The sequence below is a fragment of the Falsarthrobacter nasiphocae genome (genome assembly GCF_031456275.1).
Taxonomy (GTDB): Bacteria; Actinomycetota; Actinomycetes; order Actinomycetales; family Micrococcaceae; genus Falsarthrobacter; species Falsarthrobacter nasiphocae.
In genome coordinates this window covers 170,068-187,915 of record NZ_JAVDUI010000001.1, presented here as the reverse complement: position 1 = coordinate 187,915, position 17,848 = coordinate 170,068, and the positions used below count along the sequence as shown (strand labels likewise).

Annotated in this window: 16 protein-coding genes; 15 read left to right on the top strand and 1 reads right to left on the bottom strand. The window is 70.9% G+C overall.

Going from position 1 to position 17,848, the window contains the following annotated elements; all coding sequences use genetic code 11:
• The 15 genes from ribB to pyk all read left to right on the top strand — a co-directional run bounded on the left by ribB (window position 1) and on the right by pyk (window position 17,002).
• Window positions 1-1,296 (top strand): 3,4-dihydroxy-2-butanone-4-phosphate synthase, encoded by a 1,296-nt coding sequence (ribB, locus tag J2S35_RS00890; protein WP_309848789.1) that lies wholly within the window; start codon window positions 1-3, stop codon window positions 1,294-1,296.
• Window positions 1,297-1,359: 63 nt separating this feature from the next.
• On the top strand, window positions 1,360-1,842 hold the full coding sequence (ribH, locus tag J2S35_RS00885) for a 6,7-dimethyl-8-ribityllumazine synthase (RefSeq protein WP_309848786.1): 483 nt from the start codon (window positions 1,360-1,362) through the stop codon (window positions 1,840-1,842).
• The gene (locus J2S35_RS00880; RefSeq protein WP_309848784.1) at window positions 1,839-2,123 is read left to right on the top strand and encodes a phosphoribosyl-ATP diphosphatase; all 285 of its coding nucleotides are present in this window, start codon (window positions 1,839-1,841) and stop codon (window positions 2,121-2,123) included. The genes ribH and J2S35_RS00880 overlap by 4 nt, the downstream gene beginning before the upstream one ends.
• 60 nt (window positions 2,124-2,183) lie before the next feature.
• The gene (gene hisG, locus J2S35_RS00875; protein ID WP_309848782.1) at window positions 2,184-3,029 is read left to right on the top strand and encodes an ATP phosphoribosyltransferase; all 846 of its coding nucleotides are present in this window, start codon (window positions 2,184-2,186) and stop codon (window positions 3,027-3,029) included.
• Between the two features lie 26 nt (window positions 3,030-3,055).
• Entirely contained in the window at window positions 3,056-3,838 is a 783-nt protein-coding gene (gene hisF, locus J2S35_RS00870; RefSeq protein WP_309848779.1) for an imidazole glycerol phosphate synthase subunit HisF, read from the top strand.
• Window positions 3,839-3,876: 38 nt separating this feature from the next.
• Complete coding sequence (hisI, locus tag J2S35_RS00865; protein WP_309848777.1) at window positions 3,877-4,248, top strand: phosphoribosyl-AMP cyclohydrolase; 372 nt, start codon at window positions 3,877-3,879, stop codon at window positions 4,246-4,248.
• Window positions 4,245-4,946, top strand: a complete 702-nt coding sequence (locus J2S35_RS00860; protein ID WP_309848774.1) for a Trp biosynthesis-associated membrane protein — start codon at window positions 4,245-4,247, stop codon at window positions 4,944-4,946. The genes hisI and J2S35_RS00860 overlap by 4 nt, the downstream gene beginning before the upstream one ends.
• Before the next feature lie 88 nt (window positions 4,947-5,034).
• The gene (locus tag J2S35_RS00855; RefSeq protein ID WP_309848772.1) at window positions 5,035-5,271 is read left to right on the top strand and encodes an HGxxPAAW family protein; all 237 of its coding nucleotides are present in this window, start codon (window positions 5,035-5,037) and stop codon (window positions 5,269-5,271) included.
• Window positions 5,271-6,071: an indole-3-glycerol phosphate synthase TrpC gene (gene trpC, locus J2S35_RS00850; protein WP_309848769.1), complete on the top strand. Its 801-nt coding sequence runs from the start codon at window positions 5,271-5,273 to the stop codon at window positions 6,069-6,071. Before J2S35_RS00855 ends, trpC begins: the two co-directional genes overlap by 1 nt.
• A 41-nt stretch (window positions 6,072-6,112) precedes the next feature.
• Entirely contained in the window at window positions 6,113-7,393 is a 1,281-nt protein-coding gene (gene trpB / locus J2S35_RS00845; RefSeq protein ID WP_309848766.1) for a tryptophan synthase subunit beta, read from the top strand.
• Window positions 7,390-8,187 carry a tryptophan synthase subunit alpha gene (trpA, locus tag J2S35_RS00840; RefSeq protein WP_309848763.1) on the top strand — a complete coding sequence of 266 codons (798 nt, stop codon included), beginning with the start codon at window positions 7,390-7,392 and terminating at the stop codon, window positions 8,185-8,187. Before trpB ends, trpA begins: the two co-directional genes overlap by 4 nt.
• A complete protein-coding gene (lgt, locus tag J2S35_RS00835; protein ID WP_309848762.1) occupies window positions 8,187-9,236 on the top strand; it encodes a prolipoprotein diacylglyceryl transferase in 1,050 nt (349 codons plus the stop codon). The genes trpA and lgt overlap by 1 nt, the downstream gene beginning before the upstream one ends.
• 218 nt (window positions 9,237-9,454) lie before the next feature.
• Window positions 9,455-14,023, top strand: a complete 4,569-nt coding sequence (gene gltB, locus J2S35_RS00830) for a glutamate synthase large subunit (RefSeq protein ID WP_309848760.1) — start codon at window positions 9,455-9,457, stop codon at window positions 14,021-14,023.
• On the top strand, window positions 14,016-15,473 hold the full coding sequence (locus J2S35_RS00825) for a glutamate synthase subunit beta (protein WP_309848757.1): 1,458 nt from the start codon (window positions 14,016-14,018) through the stop codon (window positions 15,471-15,473). The genes gltB and J2S35_RS00825 overlap by 8 nt, the downstream gene beginning before the upstream one ends.
• A 32-nt stretch (window positions 15,474-15,505) precedes the next feature.
• Entirely contained in the window at window positions 15,506-17,002 is a 1,497-nt protein-coding gene (pyk, locus tag J2S35_RS00820) for a pyruvate kinase (RefSeq protein ID WP_309848754.1), read from the top strand.
• Window positions 17,003-17,143: 141 nt separating this feature from the next.
• Here the strand turns inward: pyk and J2S35_RS00815 are convergent, their stop codons facing one another.
• Window positions 17,144-17,800: an ANTAR domain-containing response regulator gene (locus tag J2S35_RS00815; protein WP_309848751.1), complete on the bottom strand. Its 657-nt coding sequence runs from the start codon at window positions 17,798-17,800 to the stop codon at window positions 17,144-17,146.
• Between the last annotated feature and the right edge of the window lie 48 nt (window positions 17,801-17,848).

The window sequence follows — 17,848 nt, the reverse complement described above, 5'->3', positions numbered from 1 at the left end:
GTGACCCAAGCACGCAGCGAAGAGCGGGCGATCGCCCTCGACCCGGTCGAGGACGCGATCGAGGCGATGCGGGCCGGGCGCATGGTCGTCGTCGTCGACGATGAGGACCGCGAGAACGAAGGCGACATCATCGTCGCCGCCGACGCCGTCACGCCCGAGATCATGGGCTTCATGATCCGCTACACCTCCGGCGTGCTCTGCGTGCCGATGTCCGCGGAGCACGCCGATGCGCTCAGCCTCCCGCCCATGGTGGTCCACAACGAGGACCGCAAGGGCACCGCCTACACCGTCTCGTGCGACGCCGTCGACGGCGTGACCACGGGCATCAGCGGCGAGGACCGCGCCCTCACCGCCCGCGTCCTGGCCCGCCCGGAGGCCCGCCCCACAGACCTCGCCCGCCCGGGGCACATGTTCCCGCTGCGCGGGGTCTCGGGCGGGGTTCTCGCGCGCCGGGGCCACACGGAGGCGTCGATCGACCTCGCCGCCCTGGCCGGCCGCGAGCCCGTCGCCGTCATCGCAGAGCTCAACCACGACGACGGCACGATGATGCGCCTCCCCGCCCTCCGGGCGTTCGCGGACGAGCACGGCATGCCGCTCGTGTCCATCGAGGACCTCGTCCAGTACCGCGAGCGGCACGAGAACGAACAGCGCCTCACGGTCGAGCTCCGGGACACCCCGTCCCCCCTGCCGCGGCTCGCGCGGACCGAGCCGGTCCGCCTTCCCACGGCCCACGGCGAGTTCGAGGCCACGGCCTGGCGCCAAGAGGACGGGGTGGAGCACTTGAGCCTCACCGCGCCCCGCCCGCCCGCCGCGGGCCCGGCCACGACCCCGCCGCTCGTGCGCGTCCACTCCGAGTGCCTGACGGGCGACGTCTTCGGCTCCCACCGGTGCGACTGCGGCGAGCAGCTGGACGCCGCCCTCTCAGCCATCCGCGAGGAGGGTGGCACGGTGGTCTACGTGCGCGGCCACGAGGGCCGGGGCATCGGCCTCTTCGAGAAGATCCGTGCCTACGCCCTCCAGGACGAGGGCCAGGACACGGTGGACGCCAACCTCAGCCTCGGCTTCCCCCCGGACGCTCGGGACTACGCGCACGCCGCGGCAGTCCTGCACGGGCTGGGGCTGACCGAGGTGGTCCTCATGACGAACAACCCCGAGAAGACTGCGGCGCTCTCCCGCCACGGCATCGTCGTGGCTGGAACCCGAGCAGACATCGTGGAGCCGCGGCCGGAGAACGAGCGCTACCTGCGCACAAAGGCCGAGCGCATGAACCACGCGCTCGGCGACACCGGACGCTAGACCGGGCCCCGCGCCCACACCACGCGAGCAGCGCGTGGCCCGACCACTGTGAAGAGGAGCCTCATGGCATCGCACGGAGCACCCACCACCAGCCTCGCCGACCTCGCGGAGGCCGCCTCCGGCCTCAAGGTCGCCATCCTCGCGGGCACGTGGCACGACCAGGTCATGACCGGGCTCATTGAGGGCGCGCAGCGCGCGGCGGACGAGGCCGGCGTGACCGCGAGCCTCCACCGCGCACCCGGCGCCTTCGAGCTTCCCGTCCTGGCGGCCGCTCTCCTGCGCTCCCATGACGCGGTCGTCGCGCTCGGCGTCGTCATCCGCGGCGGGACGCCGCACTTCGAGTACGTGTGCGACGCGGCGACCAGCGGCCTGACGCGCGTGGCGCTCGACGCCGGCAAGCCCGTGGGCTTCGGCGTCCTGACGGTCGACAACGAGGAGCAGGCGCTCGACCGCGCCGGTCTCGAGGGCAGCCGTGAGGACAAGGGGCGCGAGGCCATGGCGGCCGCCCTCGAGACGGCCATCGCGCTGCGGGGACTCGCCGCGTGAGCGCCGGGCAGGCCGGCGCCAAGACCTTCGAGTCCCTCTTCGCCGAGCTGACGCGCAAGCAGTCGGAGCGGCCCGAGGGCTCGAAGACCGTGGCTGAGCTCGACGCGGGCGTCCACTTCATCGGCAAGAAGCTCGTCGAGGAGGCAGCCGAGACGTGGATGGCCGCCGAGCACGAGTCCGACGAGGCCTTCCTCGAGGAGGCGTCCCAGCTTCTGTATCACCTCCAGTGCATGGTGCTCGCCAAGGGCAAGACCCTCGACGACGTCTACGCCTACCTCTGACCCATTCGCTGAACACCGCGGGCACAGCCCGCACCGATCCACCCAAGAGAGAGACCCGCCATGCTGAGAGTTGCCGTCCCGAACAAGGGGGCGCTGTCCGAGACCGCCTCCGGAATGCTCCGGGAAGCCGGGTACCGGCAGAGCCGGGATCGCCGCGAGCTCGTCCTCGTGGACCCGGAGAACGAGGTGGAGTTCTTCTTCCTCCGGCCCCGGGACATCGCCGTGTACGTGGGCCAGGGCATCCTCGACGCCGGGATCACCGGCCGCGACCTGTTCCTCGACGCCGAGGTGGACGCGGAGGAGGTCCTGCAGCTCGGGTTCGGGCGCTCGACCTTCCGACTCGCCGCGCCGGCCGGGCGCTACTCGTCTGTGAACGACCTCGAGGGTCTGAGGATCGCCACGAGCTTCGAGACGCTCCTCGGCGACCACCTCGCGGAGCGCGGCGTCTCGGCGTCGATCGTGCGGCTCGACGGCGCGGTGGAGTCCTCGATCCAGCTGGGGGTTGCCGACGCCATCGCGGACGTCGTCGAAACCGGCAACACGCTGCGCGCCGCGGGCATGGACACCTTCGGCGAGCCCATCCTCGCGTCTGAGGCCATCGTCATCGCCAACCCCCGCTCCGGCAACAAGGCCGCCATCGACGTCATGCTGCGCCGCCTCCAGGGCGTCCTCGTGGCCAAGCAGTACGTCATGCTCGACTACGACGTCCACGTCGACCAGCTCGAGGCCGCGATCGCCCTGACGCCCGGGCTCGAGTCCCCGACGATCTCCGCCCTCAATGACCCGGCCTGGGCCGCCGTGCGCGCGATGGTCAAGCAGAGCGAGACGAACACCGTCATGGACGAGCTCTACGCCGTGGGCGCGAGGGCGATCCTCGTCACCCGCATCCACGCCTGCCGCATCTAGCTGAACCGAGACCCCAGGAGAACCTCATGCCAACGCCGCGCAAGCCCGACGTCGCCGTCCGAGTCATCGCGTGTCTGGACGTCGACGCCGGCCGCGTGGTCAAGGGCGTCAACTTCGCCGACCTCCGGGACGCGGGGGACCCCGTGGAGCTCGCCGCCCGCTATGGCCGGCTCGGGATCGACGAGCTCGTCTTCCTCGATGTCACGGCCTCCACGCAGGACCGGGACACGATGCACGAGGTGGTCCAGCGGGCCGCGGGCGAGGTCTTCATCCCCCTGACCGTGGGCGGCGGCGTCCGGAGCGTGGAGGACGTGGACCGTCTCCTGCGCGACGGCGCCGACAAGGCCTCGGTCAACACCGCGGCTGTCGTGCGGCCCGAGCTCATCGACGAGGTGGCCGAGCGATTCGGCTCCCAGGTCCTCACGCTGTCCCTGGATGCGCGCCGCAGCGACGCGACCGAGTCCGGCTTCGAGGTCACCGTCAAGGGCGGCCGCGAGGGCACGGGCCGCTGCGCCGTCGAGTGGGCGCGAGAGGCGGAGCGGCGCGGCGTCGGGGAGATCCTTCTCAACTCCATCGACGCCGACGGCACGCGGGACGGGTTCGACGTCGAGATGATCAGGGCCGTCCGGGCGGCCGTCACCGTGCCCCTCATTGCCTCCGGCGGCGCGGGGGAGCCAGCCCACTTCCCGGCTGCGGTGGCGGCAGGGGCCGACGCCGTGCTCGCGGCGAGCGTCTTCCACTTCGGGGCCGACGACGCCATCGCCCAGGTCAAGGATGCCCTGCGCGCCTCCGGGGCGAGCGTGCGGTGAGCGAGCCCGACGCCCGCGAGGCCCGTAGCATGGGGTCAATGGAACAGCACGAACCCCACCTCGATCCGACCCTGGCCAGGCGCCTCAAACGGGACCCCGCCGGGCTTGTCGCAGCGATCGTCCAGGACGTCGGGAGCCGTGAGGTCCTCATGCTCGGATGGATGGACGACGAAGCGCTCCGACGCACCCTGACGACCGGCCGCGTGACCTTCTTCTCCCGCTCCAGGGGCGAGTACTGGCGCAAGGGCGACACGTCCGGGCACAGCCAGTGGCTGCGGGGGATCTCCCTCGACTGCGACGGTGACGCGCTCCTGCTCGAGGTCGAGCAGGTCGGCGCCGCCTGCCACACCGGGACCAGGACCTGCTTCACGGGCCGAGAGCTCGACGCCGAGACGGGGGCGCGCCCGTGACCGCCCGGGCACCGCGCGAACACGCCGCCGTCGACGCCCGGACGCCGGGCCGCCGCGGCAGCCGGCCGACCGGCCGCGAGCCTCGGCCCCTGCCCGCGTTCCTCACGAAGGGCCGCGGCGTCTTCTCACTCATGCTCCTCACGGCGCTGACCCTCCTCGCCGGGACTCAGACCTGGATCCGGGTCAAGCTTCCCGAGGCCGGAGTCCAGCAGGAGATCCTCACAGTCTCCGGGGCGGACGCGTCCAAGCCCGTCACGGCCCTCGTCGTTGTGGCCCTGGCGGCCGCCGTGGCCGCCGCCGTGGGAGGCCGCATCACGCGGATCGTTTCCCTCGTCATGGTCTTCGGGTCGATGGCCCTCGCCGCCGTCCTGTCCGCTTTCGTCGCGAACGGCCCCCTCATGGCGGCCTCCGCCAAGATCGCGGAGACGATCGGCATCGAGGGGTCGAGCTCCGGCGCCGAGGCCACGGCCACGATGTGGCCCGTCGTCGCGGCGGTGCTCGCCGGACTCGCGGCGCTCTACGCGGCGGCCCTCGGCGTCGTCAGCCCCCGCTGGGAGACCACCGCGAAGTACTCCGCCGGGGCGGACGGCCAGCCCGGGCGGGCCGGTGCGGAGGGGCCGCGCAGGGTCTCGGCGCAGTCCGAGGCCATCGACGCATGGGACGACCTGACGCGAGGCGAGGACCCCACGGCCAGGTGACCGCGTTCGGCGCCGCAGAATGGCACAATTGAGAGTAGAAGCGTTTTAGGGCCTCCCGCGCACCGCGGGAGCCTGAGGAAAGGACATCATGAGCCACAACATCCACGCCGAGCCCGTCGGACACGGCAACAGCCCCGCCGCCTGGACGCTGGTGTTCATCATGATCATCGGCGCCGCCATTGCCTCGGTCGCCTTCTGCCTGGCCAACGCCACGCTCTTCTGGGCTGGCATCGCCGTCATGGGCCTCGGGCTTGTCGTCGGCTTCGGCATGCGCAAGGCGGGCTACGGCGTCAACGGTCACAAGCTGACCCCGTCCCGGCACTGATGACAGTCCTCGACTCCATCATCGACGGCGTCCGCGAAGACCTCGCGCGGCGCCGTTCGCGCATCTGCCTTGAGGACGTCAAGGAGGCCGCCCGCGCCGCCGCACCCGCCAGGGACGCACTCGCGGCCCTGCGGGGAGGGGAGGGGCGCGTGCGCGTCATCGCCGAGGTGAAGCGGCGCTCCCCGTCCAAGGGGGACCTCGCGTCCATCCCGGAGCCCGGCGAGCTCGCCGCGCTCTATGAGCGCGGGGGAGCGAGCGTCATCTCGGTCCTCACGGAGGAGCGTCGGTTCGGCGGCTCCCTCAAGGATCTCGACGACGTCCGCGCCGCCGTTGACGTCCCCGTCCTGCGCAAGGACTTCATGGTGGACGAATACCAGTTCTACGAGGCGCGGGCCCACGGGGCGGACCTCGTCCTACTCATTGTCGCCGCCCTGAGTGACGAGGACCTGGCCCGCTTCCTGGACCTGGCCCACGAGCTCGGGATGAATGCGCTCGTCGAGACGCACACGCCGGAGGAAGTGGCGCGGGCCGCGGCCGTCGGCGCGAAGATCGTCGGCGTCAACGTCCGCAACCTCAAGACCCTCGACGTCGACAACACCGCGTTCTCCCGGCTGGCCGCGAGCCTGCCGGCGGGGGCCGTCGCCGTCGCCGAGTCCGGCGTGACCGGGCTCGCGGACGTCGAGGACTACGCGTTCCACGGCGCGGACGCAGTCCTCGTCGGTGAGGCGCTCGTGCGCTCGAACGACCCGTCCGCCGCGGTCGCAGGCTTCGCGGCCGTGCCCGTTTCACCCCGACCATAAACCGGAGGCGGCCCACGCGCCGCCCAGCCCGAGGAGCAGACATGCAAGAACAGTCCGGACCGGAGCGCGACTCCCTGCGGAGCGCCCCAGGGCCCTACTTCGGCGAGTTCGGCGGGCGCTGGATGCCCGAGTCCCTCATCGCCGCACTTGATGAGCTGACGGAGACGTTCGAGGCCGCCAAGGCGGACCCAGAGTTCGTGGCGGAGATCCACCGCCTCAACCGGGACTACTCCGGCCGCCCGTCCCTCCTCACCGAGGCCCCGCGGTTCGCGCAGCACGCCGGCGGCGTTCGGGTGTTCCTCAAGCGCGAGGACCTCAACCACACGGGCTCCCACAAGATCAACAACGTCCTGGGCCAGGTGCTGCTCGCCAAGCGCATGGGCAAGACTCGCGTCATCGCGGAGACGGGCGCGGGCCAGCACGGCGTCGCCACCGCCACCGCGGCGGCTCTCCTCGGTCTCGAGTGCGTCGTCTACATGGGTGCCGAGGACACGCGCCGCCAGGCCCTCAACGTGGCCCGCATGCAGCTGCTCGGCGCCAAGGTCGTTCCCGTGGCCATCGGCTCGGAGACGCTGAAGGACGCCATCAACGAGGCGCTTCGCGACTGGGTCGCCAACGTCGAGACGACGCACTACGTCCTCGGCACTGCGGCGGGCGCGCATCCCTTCCCGGCCATGGTCCGCTACTTCCACGAAGTCATCGGCGAGGAGGCGCGCGAGCAGGTCCTCGAGGCCGCTGGGCGCCTTCCGGACGCCGTGTGCGCATGCGTCGGCGGCGGCTCCAACGCCATCGGCATCTTCCACGGCTTCCTGGACGACGAGTCCGTGGCCCTCTACGGCCTCGAGGCGGGCGGCGACGGCGTCGACACCCCACGCCACGCGGCAACCATCACCCTGGGGCGCCCGGGCGTGCTCCACGGCGCCCGCTCTTTCCTCATGCAGGACGAGGACGGCCAGACGATCGAGTCCCACTCGATCTCCGCGGGCCTCGACTACCCGGGCGTTGGCCCGGAGCACTCGTACCTGGCGAGCATCGGCCGCGTGACGTACGAGCCCATCACCGACAAGCAGGCCATGGAGGCCTTCTCGCTCCTCTGCAAGACGGAGGGCATCATCCCGGCCATCGAGTCCGCGCACGCCCTCGCCGGGGCCATCCAGGTGGGGCAGCGCCTCGCGGAGGAGAGCGAGGATCCCTCCTCGCGCGTGATCCTCGTGTGCCTCTCCGGTCGAGGTGACAAGGACGTGCACACCGCCGGCGAGTACTTCGGCATTCTTGACGAGGAAGGCGAGATCGCCCAGATGAACGAGGGAGAAGAGGCATGAGCCCCACAGTCGTCACAGCCGCCGAGAAGATCGACGCGGCCCGCGAGGAGGGCCGCGCCGCCCTCATCGGCTACCTGCCCGCCGGCTTCCCGGATGTGGAGGGCAGCATCGAGGCCGGGCTGGCCCTCGCCAAGGGCGGGGCGGACATCATCGAGATCGGCGTCCCCTACTCGGACCCGGTCATGGACGGCCCGGTCATCCAGGACGCGACGACGGCCGCTCTCGCGGGCGGGTTCCGCGTCCGCCAGGTGTTCGACGTCGTGCGAGGGATCCGCGAGGGCTCCGACGCCGCCGTGCTCGTCATGACGTATTGGAACCCGGTCCTTCAGGTGGGCATCCGCGAGTTCGGCGAGCAGCTCAAGGCAGCCGGCGGATCGGGGCTCATCACCCCGGACCTCGTGCCGGACGAGGCCGCCGAGTGGATCGCCGTCAGCGACGAGCTCGACCTCGAGCGCGTCTTCCTCGTGGCCCCGTCCTCCACGGACGCGCGCATGAGGATGACGGTCGAGGCCACGCGGGGCTTCGTCTACGGGGTGTCCACGATGGGCGTGACGGGCGCGCGCGAGTCGGTCTCCGAGGCCGCCAGGCGCGTCGTCGAGCGCGCCCACGAGGCCGGTGCGGAGCGCGTCTGTGTGGGCATCGGAGTCTCGACGCCCGAGCACGTGCGGGAGATCGCCGAGTACGCGGAGGGCGCGATTGTCGGCACCGCTATCGTGGCCGCGCTCGCCAAGGAGGGCCCGGACGCCGTGGGCCGACTCGCAGCTCGGCTCACCGAGGGGGCGCGGCGGGCGTGATGCTGGCGTCCATCCCGTCCCCCAGCGTCAACGGGTTCGACATCGGGCCGTTGCGGATCCACTTCTACGCCCTGTGCATCATCGCGGGCATCGTCGTGGCCCTGTGGATCACGGCTAGGCGGCTCAACCGGCGGGGCGTGGCCACGGAGGCGGTGCTCGACGTCGGCCTGTGGTGCGTCCCATTCGGGATCGCGGGCGGGCGGATCTACCACGTGCTCTCCCACTGGCCGGACTACTTCGGCCCGGGCAAGGACCCGTTGACGGCGTTGTACATCTGGGAGGGCGGCCTCGCGATCATGGGGGCGATCACCCTCGGCGCCCTCGGCGCGTACCTCGGCTGCCGCCGGGCGGGCATCCGGCTGACCGCGTTCATGGATGCCGCGGCACCGGGACTGCTCGTGGCCCAGGCGATGGGCCGCTGGGGCAACTGGTTCAACCAGGAGCTCTTCGGCGGGCCGACCACTCTCCCGTGGGGCCTGGAGATCAGCCCGAGCAACCCGGCGTTCCCCGCAGGGCTGCCCGCAGACACCCTCTTCCACCCGACGTTCCTCTACGAGATGATCTGGAACCTCACGGCGGCCGCCGTCATCGTTCTCCTGGACCGCCGCATGCGCTTCCGGCTCGGCAGCGCGTTCTGGCTCTACGTCATGCTGTACAACGCGGGCCGGTACGTCCTGGAGCACGTTCGCCGGGACCCGGCGGTGGAGCTGACGCTCTTCGGCGTGACGGACCGGATCAACTCGTGGGCCGCCCTCCTCCTCTTCGCGCTGGGGCTCGTCATGTTCGTGGCCACGCGTCGGCGCCACCGGCGCCTCGCGGCCGCAGCAGGGACGCGGGAGGCGTCCGTGCCGGCTTCGCGCGCAGGCTCCGCGCCCGCTCCTCTGTCGGGAGACGACGACGTCGACTCGCCGTTCTCGGACATCGAGCGCGCCCGCGAGGCCGACGTGGTGCTGGAGACGGTTCCGGCAGCCCCGTCCGCAGGCCCGGACCCGCACGGGGACGAACCGGCGTCCTCGCGCGGCACGGGCTCGGCGAGGCGAGGCCGCTAGGGGTCAGCGGCAGGGCTTCACGATCCACCGCGAAGGCGGGTGTTCAAATATTGGACGCCCGCCTTCCGTCATGTGGTCGATTGATACGGTTGTTTTTCCCGCACGGCGAACACACCCGCCGCACGGGGGACCGGGCCTCTTCGGCCCGGAGGTCCTGAGGCCAGCGCCGCCCTCGAGATGACGAGTCCGAGGCGCCTCGCGCGTTCTTCGGAGGAAGGATGCCGATCATGACCAACCCCTTTGAGCGCTTCGCCGCGTTCCCCGAGAAGCAGGGCCTGTACGACCCAGCCCAGGAGAAGGACGCGTGCGGTCTGGCCGTCATCGCCACCCTGCGTCGCGAGGCCAGTCACGAGATCGTCGTCCACGCCCTGACCGCCCTGCGCGCGCTGGAGCACCGCGGCGCGGTGGGGGCCGATGAGGGCACGGGAGACGGCGCTGGCCTGCTCACCCAGATGCCTCACGACTTCCTTGACGCGGTGACGCCCTTCGCGCTTCCGGCCCCGGGAGCGTATGTCGCCGGCATCGCGTTCCTCCCGGCGGACGACGCCGAGGAGGCCGCCGCTCGCGAGGGCCTCGAGTCCCTCGCGGCCGCCGAGGGGCTGACGGTCCTCGGCTGGCGCGACGTCCCGGTTCGCCCCGAGAGCCTGGGCCCGATGTCCCGGGCCGCGATGCCCCGCATGGCCCAATTCTTCGTGGGCGGCGAGCCGGACACAGAGGCGACCCCGCTCGGTGACCGCCTGCGCTCCAAGGCCTTCCGGGTCCGCAAGCGCGCGCAGAGCCGGCTGGGCGTGTACTTCCCCTCGTTCTCTCCGGACGTGCTCGTCTACAAGGGGATGCTGACGACGGCCCAGCTGGCCGAGTTCTTCCCGGACCTCACGGACACGCGGTTCGCGACGCGCCTCGGGATCGTCCACTCGCGCTTCTCCACAAACACGTTCCCGAGCTGGCCGCTGGCCCAGCCCTTCCGGCAGATCGCCCACAATGGCGAGATCAACACGATCAAGGGAAACCGGAACTGGATGCGGGCCCGCCAGGCGCTCATGTCCTCGCCGGTGCTGGGCGACGTGCCCGAGGAGCTGTTCCCGATCTGCACCCCCGGCGCGTCCGACTCGGCGTCCTTCGACGAGGTGGCCGAGCTGTTGACCCTCGCGGGCCGGCCCGTCACTGAGGCGATCATGATGATGATCCCCGAGCCGTGGGAGAACCACGAGGACATGCCCGAGGACCGCCGCGCGTTCTACGAGTACCACTCGATGCTCATGGAGCCGTGGGACGGCCCGGCGGCGGTGTCGTTCACGGACGGCCGGCTCGTCGGAGCGGTCCTGGACCGCAACGGGCTGCGCCCGGCTCGGTACTGGGTCACCGAGGACGGACTCGTCATCCTCGCCTCTGAGGTCGGCGTCGTCGCGGTGGAGCCAGAGCGCGTCGTCACGAAGGGCCGGGTGGCTCCTGGCCGGATGTTCCTCGTGGACACGGAGGAGGGGCGGATCGTCTCCGACGAGGAGATCAAGGGCCAGGCGGCGGCCTCGCGCCCGTGGGCGGAGTGGGTCAGCGAGAACCGCGCCGCGCTCTCGGAGCTGCCTGACCGGGAGCACGTCGTCGCGAGCCCCGAGTCGGTGCTGCGCCGCCAGCAGACCTTCGGCTACACCCATGAGGAGCTGAGGCTCCTCGTGGGCCCCATGGCGCGCGACGGCGCCGAGCCCCTCGGCGCCATGGGGACGGACACGCCCCTCGCCGTCCTCGCCCAGCGCCCGCGCCTGCTCTTCGACTACTTCGTCCAGTCCTTCGCCCAGGTGACGAACCCGCCGCTGGACTCGATCCGGGAGGAGCTCGTCACGAGCCTGGCCACGTCGCTCGGCCCAGACGGCAACGTGCTGTCTCGGGACCAGGTGACGACACGGCAGATTGCGCTCGACTTCCCGGTCATCGACAACGACCAGCTCGCCAAGATTGCGGCCCAGCGCCACGCGGACGGCACCGCGCGTTCGCTGACCGTCCGCGGGCTCTACCGGCCGGCCGGGGGAGAGTCCGAGCTGCGCGCGCGGCTGCGCGAGATCAACGAGAAGGTCTCGGCGGCCATCAACCGCGGGGTCGAGTTCATCGTCCTCTCGGACCGGGACTCGAACGCGCAGTGGGCCCCCATTCCGACCCTGCTCCTGTGCTCCTCGGTTCACCACCACCTTCTCAAGAGCTCCACCCGCACACGCATTTCCCTCATCGTCGAGGCCGGCGACGTGCGGGAGGTCCACCACTGCGCACTCCTCATCGGCTACGGCGCCTCCGCGGTCAACCCGTACCTCGCCATGGAGTCGGCGGAGGAGCTCGTGCGCACTGGCGCGGTCACGGGCGTCACGGAGGAGAAGGCCGTCCGGAACCTGATCTACGCCCTCGGCAAGGGCGTGCTCAAGATCATGTCCAAGATGGGCATCTCCACGGTGGCCTCGTACTGCGGCGCGCAGACCTTCGAGGCCCTGGGCCTCGGCCAGCACCTCGTCGACGAGTTCTTCCACGGGACGGTGTCCCAGCTCTCGGGGATCGGCCTTGACGTCATCGCGGACGAGACGGCCGCGCGCCACGCGGCGGCCTACCCGCTGGACGGGCTCGAGCAGCCGCACCGCGAGCTTGAGGTCGGCGGCGAGTACCAGTGGCGCCGCGAGGGGCCGCCGCACCTCTTCAGCCCGGAGAACATCTTCCGCCTTCAGCACTCGACCCGCGAGCGCCGCTACGACGTGTTCCAGGCCTACACGAGGGCCATCGACGAGCAGTCGGCCCAGCTGAAGACCCTGCGGGGCCTCCTCGGGTTCGTCGAGGGCCGGGAGCCGGTGCCGCTCGAGGAGGTCGAGCCGGTCTCGGAGATCGTCAGGCGGTTCTCCACGGGGGCGATGAGCTACGGCTCGATCTCCCAGGAGGCGCACGAGACGCTCGCGATCGCCATGAACCGCCTCGGCGGCAAGTCCAACACGGGCGAGGGCGGGGAGGACCCTGAGCGGCTCCTCGACCCGGAGCGGAGGAGCGCGGTCAAGCAGGTGGCCTCGGGCCGGTTCGGTGTCACGAGCCTGTACCTGACCCACGCGGACGACATCCAGATCAAGCTCGCCCAGGGCGCCAAGCCGGGCGAGGGCGGCCAGCTCATGGCCAACAAGGTGTACCCGTGGGTGGCGAGGACCCGTCATTCGACCCCGGGCGTCGGGCTGATCTCTCCGCCGCCGCATCACGACATCTACTCGATCGAGGACCTCGCGCAGCTCATCCACGACTGCAAGCGGGCCAACCCGTCGGCGCGCGTGCACGTCAAGCTCGTCTCGGAGATGGGGATCGGCACCGTGGCGGCGGGCGTGACGAAGGCGAAGGCGGATGTCGTCCTCGTCTCGGGTCATGACGGCGGCACGGGCGCGTCCCCGATGAACTCGCTCAAGCACGCGGGCGCGCCCTGGGAGCTCGGCCTCGCTGAGACGCAGCAGACGCTGCTCCTCAACGGGCTGCGGGACCGGGTCGTGGTCCAGGTTGACGGTCAGTTGAAGACCGGCCGGGACGTGGTCATCGCGGCCCTGCTCGGCGCGGAGGAGTTCGGCTTCGCCACGGCGCCGCTCGTCGTCTCGGGCTGCATCATGATGCGCGTCTGCCACCTGGACACGTGCCCCGTGGGGGTGGCGACGCAGAACCCCCTGCTGCGCTCGCGTTTCACGGGCAAGGCGGAGCATGTCGTGACGTTCTTCGAGTACATCGCGGAGGAGGTCCGGGAGCACCTGGCGCGCCTCGGCTTCCGGACCCTCGAGGAGGCGATCGGCCACGCCGAGCTCCTCGACCGGCGCCCCGCGATCAGCCACTACAAGACGGAGGGCCTCGATCTCTCGGGCATCCTCGCCGTCCCGGACGTCAGCCCCGGCACGAGCCTGCGCTGCGTCCGCGGGCAGGATCATGACCTCGAGTCGCACATCGACCACGTGTTCATCGGGGAGGCGGCCGCGGCGCTGACCTCGCGCCAGCCCGTCGTCGTCCGCCGCCCCGTGGTCAACACGGACCGCTCCGTGGGCACGATGCTGGGGCACGAGGTGACCAAGGCGTGGGGCACGGACCCGCTGGCGGATGACACGATCACGCTGGACCTTCACGGGCAGGCCGGGCAGTCGCTCGGCGCGTTCCTTCCGGCGGGCGTGACCATCCGGCTCACCGGCGAGGCCAATGACTACGCGGGCAAGGGCCTCTCGGGCGGGAGGATCGCGATCCGCCCCGAGGGCGCCCCTGGCTTCCGGGCGGCGGAGAACGTCATTGCGGGCAACGTCATCGGCTACGGCGCGACGAGCGGTTCCATGTTCATCGGCGGGCTCGTCGGGGAGCGGTTCCTCGTGCGCAACTCCGGGGCGACGGCCGTCGTCGAGGGCATCGGCGACCACGGGTGCGAGTACATGACCGGCGGCGAGGCGCTCATCCTGGGCCCCACGGGCCGCAACTTCGGCGCGGGCTTCTCCGGCGGCACGGCGTACCTGCTCGACGCCGACCCGCGGCGGCTCAACGCCCAGGCGCTGCGCACGGGCGAGCTCGTGCTCGGCGCCCTCACGGAGCCGGAGCGGGTGCGTGTTCTCCTCGAGGAGCACGCGCGCCTCACCGGATCGGAGACCGCGAGCGCCCTCCTTGAGGACTGGCCCGCCGCCGCCGCCCGCTTCACCCAGGTGCGGCCGGCTCACTACTCGCGCGTGCGTGCGCTCATGGCCGACGCCGAGGCCGCCGGGCGAGACCCCGAAGGACACGAGACGTGGAACGAGATTCTGGAGGTGGCCCGTGGGTGACCCGCGCGGATTCCTGAAGCACACCGAACGCAAGACGCAGCCGCGGCGCCCCGTGCCCGTGCGCATCATGGACTACAAGGAGGTCTACGAGCGCCAGGACCCGGCCGTCCTGCGGGAGCAGGCGAGCCGCTGCATGGACTGCGGGGTGCCGTTCTGTCACAGCGGCTGCCCGCTCGGCAACCTCATTCCGGAGTTCAACGACCTCACCTACCGGGGGCGGCTGGACGCGGCGGCGGAGCGGCTTCTGGCCACGAACAACTTCCCGGAGCTGACGGGGCGGCTGTGTCCGGCGCCGTGCGAGTCCTCGTGCGTGCTCGGCATCAACCAGCCGGCCGTGACGATCAAGCAGGTCGAGGCGAGTCTGGCCGATCACCTCATGGACTCGGGCGGGCTCACGCCTCGGCCGCCGGCGCGGTCCACGCACAAGCGTGTCGCCGTCGTCGGCTCCGGACCGGCAGGACTGGCCGCGGCGCAGCAGCTGACGCGGGCGGGGCACACGGTGGTGGTCTACGAGCGGGACGACCGGATCGGCGGGCTCCTGCGCTACGGGATCCCGGACTACAAGCTCGAGAAGCACGTGCTCGACGCCCGCCTGCGGCAGATGGAGGCGGAGGGAACGCGTTTCCGGCACTCGGTCGAGGTGGGCCGGGACATCTCGTGGGCGCAGCTGCGGCAGGCGCACGACGCGGTGCTCATCGCCACGGGCGCGACCACGCCGCGCGACCTGCCGATCCCCGGGCGTCAGCTCGAGGGCGTCCACTTCGCCATGGACTACCTGGTGCCGGTCAACCGCGCTGTGGCCGGCCTGGTTGAGGCCCCGGAGATCGACGTCCGCGGCAAACACGTCGTCGTCCTGGGCGGGGGAGACACGGGGGCGGACTGCATCGGCACGGCGCACAGGCAGGGCGCGGCGTCGGTGACGACGCTCGCCATCGGAGCCCAGCCGCCGGGGGAGCGCCCCGCCCATCAGCCGTGGCCTCTGCACCCCACGCTCTTCGAGGTCGCGAGCGCCCACGAAGAAGGTGGCGAGAGGACCTACTTGGCCTCTACAGTGGAGTTTGAAGGCGTCGACGGCACTGTCACGGGCCTGACCGTCGCGGAGACCGAGATCACCGCGAGCGGCCGCGGCCCCAAGGCGGGCAGCGAGCACACGATTCCCGCTGATGTCGTCTTCCTCGCCCTGGGATTCACAGGCCCCGAACCCTCGGGCCTCGACACCCAGATCGACGTGACCTTCGACTCCCGCAGCAATGTCGCTCGCGACGGGTACTACATGACCTCTACACCGGGCGTGTTCGCGGCGGGCGACGCTGGCCGCGGGCAATCGCTCATTGTGTGGGCGATCGCCGAGGGCCGTTCCGCGGCCGCGGCGATCGATCAATGGCTGATGGACTCGCCGACGCAGCTGCCTGCGCCGGTGGCGCCATCTGACGCAGCGATCGCCGTCTAGCGGTCGCCGGACAGAGAGAAAGTCGAGCACTCATGAGACGCGCAAAGATCGTCGCCACCTTCGGACCCTCCATCTCGAGCTACGAGAGCACGCTTGCCGTGATCAAAGCGGGCGTGAACGTGGCCCGCATGAACATGAGCCACGGTGACTACTCCGTGCACGCCGGAACCTACGAGAACGTCAGGCGCGCCTCTGAGCAGCTCGGCATCCCCGTGGGCATCTTCGCGGACCTGCAGGGGCCGAAGATCCGGCTCGGCCGGTTCGAGAACGGCCCGCACCACCTCGCGGTGGGAGATCGGTTCACCATCACCACCGAGGACGTGCTCGGCACGCAGGAGCGCTGCTCCACGACCTTCAAGGGCCTGCCCCAGGACGTCAACGTGGGGGACCCCCTTCTTATCGACGATGGCAAGGTCGCCCTCCGCGCCGTCCGTGTCGACGACACGGAGGTGGAGACCGAGGTGACCGTCGGCGGCACCGTCTCCAACAACAAGGGCATCAACCTGCCCGGCGTGGCCGTTAACGTCCCCGCGCTCTCGGAGAAGGACGAGGCCGACCTCCGCTGGGCCCTCCGTCAGGGTGTCGACATGGTCGCCCTGTCGTTCGTCCGCAACGCGGCCGACATCACCCGCGTCCACGAGATCATGGACGAGGAGGGCCGCCGGGTTCCCACGATCGCCAAAGTCGAGAAGCCCCAGGCTGTCGATGCCCTTGAGGAGATCATCGACGCGTTCGACGCGATCATGGTGGCCCGCGGCGACCTCGGCGTCGAACTCCCGCTCGAGGACGTGCCGATCGTCCAGAAGAAGGCCATCGAGCTGGCCCGCCGCTGGGCCAAGCCGGTCATCGTGGCGACCCAGGTGCTGGAGAGCATGATCGAGAACCCGCGCCCCACCCGCGCCGAGGCCTCGGACTGCGCCAACGCCGTCCTCGACGGCGCGGACGCCGTCATGCTCTCGGGCGAGACGAGCGTCGGCGCGTACCCCATCGAGACCGTTCAGACCATGGCGCGCATCATCACCTCCACCGAGCAGCACGGCCTGGACCGGATCCGCCCGCTCGGCTCCCAGCCGAAGACGCGCGGCGGCGCCATCACCCGTGCCGCCTATGAGGTTGCCGGCCAGCTCAACGTCAAGTACCTGTGCACCTTCACGCAGACGGGGGACTCGGCCCGCCGCCTCTCCCGTCTGCGTCCGGCGCAGCCGATCTTCGCGTACACGCCGGTCACGTCCACCCTCAACACCATGACGCTCCTGTGGGGGATCAACCCGGTCCTCGTGGACATGGTTCAGCACACCGATGACATGGTGGAGCAGGTTGACGAGCACCTTCAGCGAGAGAAGCTGGCCACGACGGAGGACTTCGTCGTCATCGCGGCAGGCTCGCCTCCCGGCAAGGCCGGCTCCACGAATGCGCTCCGTGTGCACAAGGTGGGGGACGCCAGTGACCACGGCGTGTCGGACGGCCGCATTCTCCGCGACAAGCTCGGCCCCTGGCCCACGGACGAGCAGGGCCGTCCCACGGCCTGACGCCTCGTCCGGCGCGCGGACCGTGCGAGCGAGAAGCAGAACGCCCCCGGTGACACCGGGGGCGTTCTGCTTGCTCTTGTCGGCTCGCAGGCGGCGGGGCCGCGTGTCGTGCGCTGATGCTCACCGATTCGCGGCGAGCGGCTAGACCTGCTCGATGATCGTCGTCGCGACCTCGCGCATCGACAGGCGCCGGTTCATGGACGTCTTCTGGATCCAGCGGAACGCCTCCGGCTCCGAGAGGCCCAGCTTGGTCATGAGGAGGGACTTGGCGCGCTCGACGAGCTTGCGCGTCTCGAACGCCTCCTTGAGGTCCGCGACCTCGTCTTCGAGGGCGGTGAGCTCGCGGTAGCGGGAGAGCGCGATCTCCATGGCGGGGATGAGGTCCGCCTCCGTGAACGGCTTGACCACGTAGGCCATGGCCCCCGCCTCCCGGGCCCGTTCGATGAGCTCGGGCTGGCTGAACGCGGTCAGGAGGACGACGGGCGCGATGCGCTCCTTGACGATGGTCTCGGCAGCCGTGATGCCGTCCACGACAGGCATCTTGATGTCCATGAGGACGATGTCCGGGTTGTGCTCCCGAGTCAGCGAGACGGCCTCCTCCCCATTCTTGGCCTCGGCGACGACCTCGTAGCCCTGGGCCTGGAGGATCTCGACGATGTCGAGCCGAATGAGCGTCTCGTCCTCGGCAACGACGACGCGGCGCTGGCGCGTCTCAGGAGCGGCGGCGGGGACGTCCGAGGGCCCTGCGGGCAGCAGGGACTCTGTGGGCTGATCCGTGGTCTGAAGGTCGTCTGACATGTCATCACCTTGAACTGAGGTTGCGTGGGCGGCATGCACGAGAGCATC

What these genes read in the sequence shown, in the direction of transcription:
- lgt (WP_309848762.1), top strand. Translation starts at nt 8,187, where the DNA reads ATGCTGGCGTCCATCCCGTCCCCCAGCGTCAACGGGTTCGACATCGGG.
- trpB (WP_309848766.1), top strand. Translation starts at nt 6,113, where the DNA reads ATGCAAGAACAGTCCGGACCGGAGCGCGACTCCCTGCGGAGCGCCCCA.
- ribH (WP_309848786.1), top strand. Translation starts at nt 1,360, where the DNA reads ATGGCATCGCACGGAGCACCCACCACCAGCCTCGCCGACCTCGCGGAG.
- hisG (WP_309848782.1), top strand. Translation starts at nt 2,184, where the DNA reads ATGCTGAGAGTTGCCGTCCCGAACAAGGGGGCGCTGTCCGAGACCGCC.
- hisF (WP_309848779.1), top strand. Translation starts at nt 3,056, where the DNA reads ATGCCAACGCCGCGCAAGCCCGACGTCGCCGTCCGAGTCATCGCGTGT.
- J2S35_RS00815 (WP_309848751.1), bottom strand. Translation starts at nt 17,800, where the DNA reads ATGTCAGACGACCTTCAGACCACGGATCAGCCCACAGAGTCCCTGCTG.
- gltB (WP_309848760.1), top strand. Translation starts at nt 9,455, where the DNA reads ATGCCGATCATGACCAACCCCTTTGAGCGCTTCGCCGCGTTCCCCGAG.
- J2S35_RS00855 (WP_309848772.1), top strand. Translation starts at nt 5,035, where the DNA reads ATGAGCCACAACATCCACGCCGAGCCCGTCGGACACGGCAACAGCCCC.
- hisI (WP_309848777.1), top strand. Translation starts at nt 3,877, where the DNA reads ATGGAACAGCACGAACCCCACCTCGATCCGACCCTGGCCAGGCGCCTC.
- trpC (WP_309848769.1), top strand. Translation starts at nt 5,271, where the DNA reads ATGACAGTCCTCGACTCCATCATCGACGGCGTCCGCGAAGACCTCGCG.
- pyk (WP_309848754.1), top strand. Translation starts at nt 15,506, where the DNA reads ATGAGACGCGCAAAGATCGTCGCCACCTTCGGACCCTCCATCTCGAGC.
- trpA (WP_309848763.1), top strand. Translation starts at nt 7,390, where the DNA reads ATGAGCCCCACAGTCGTCACAGCCGCCGAGAAGATCGACGCGGCCCGC.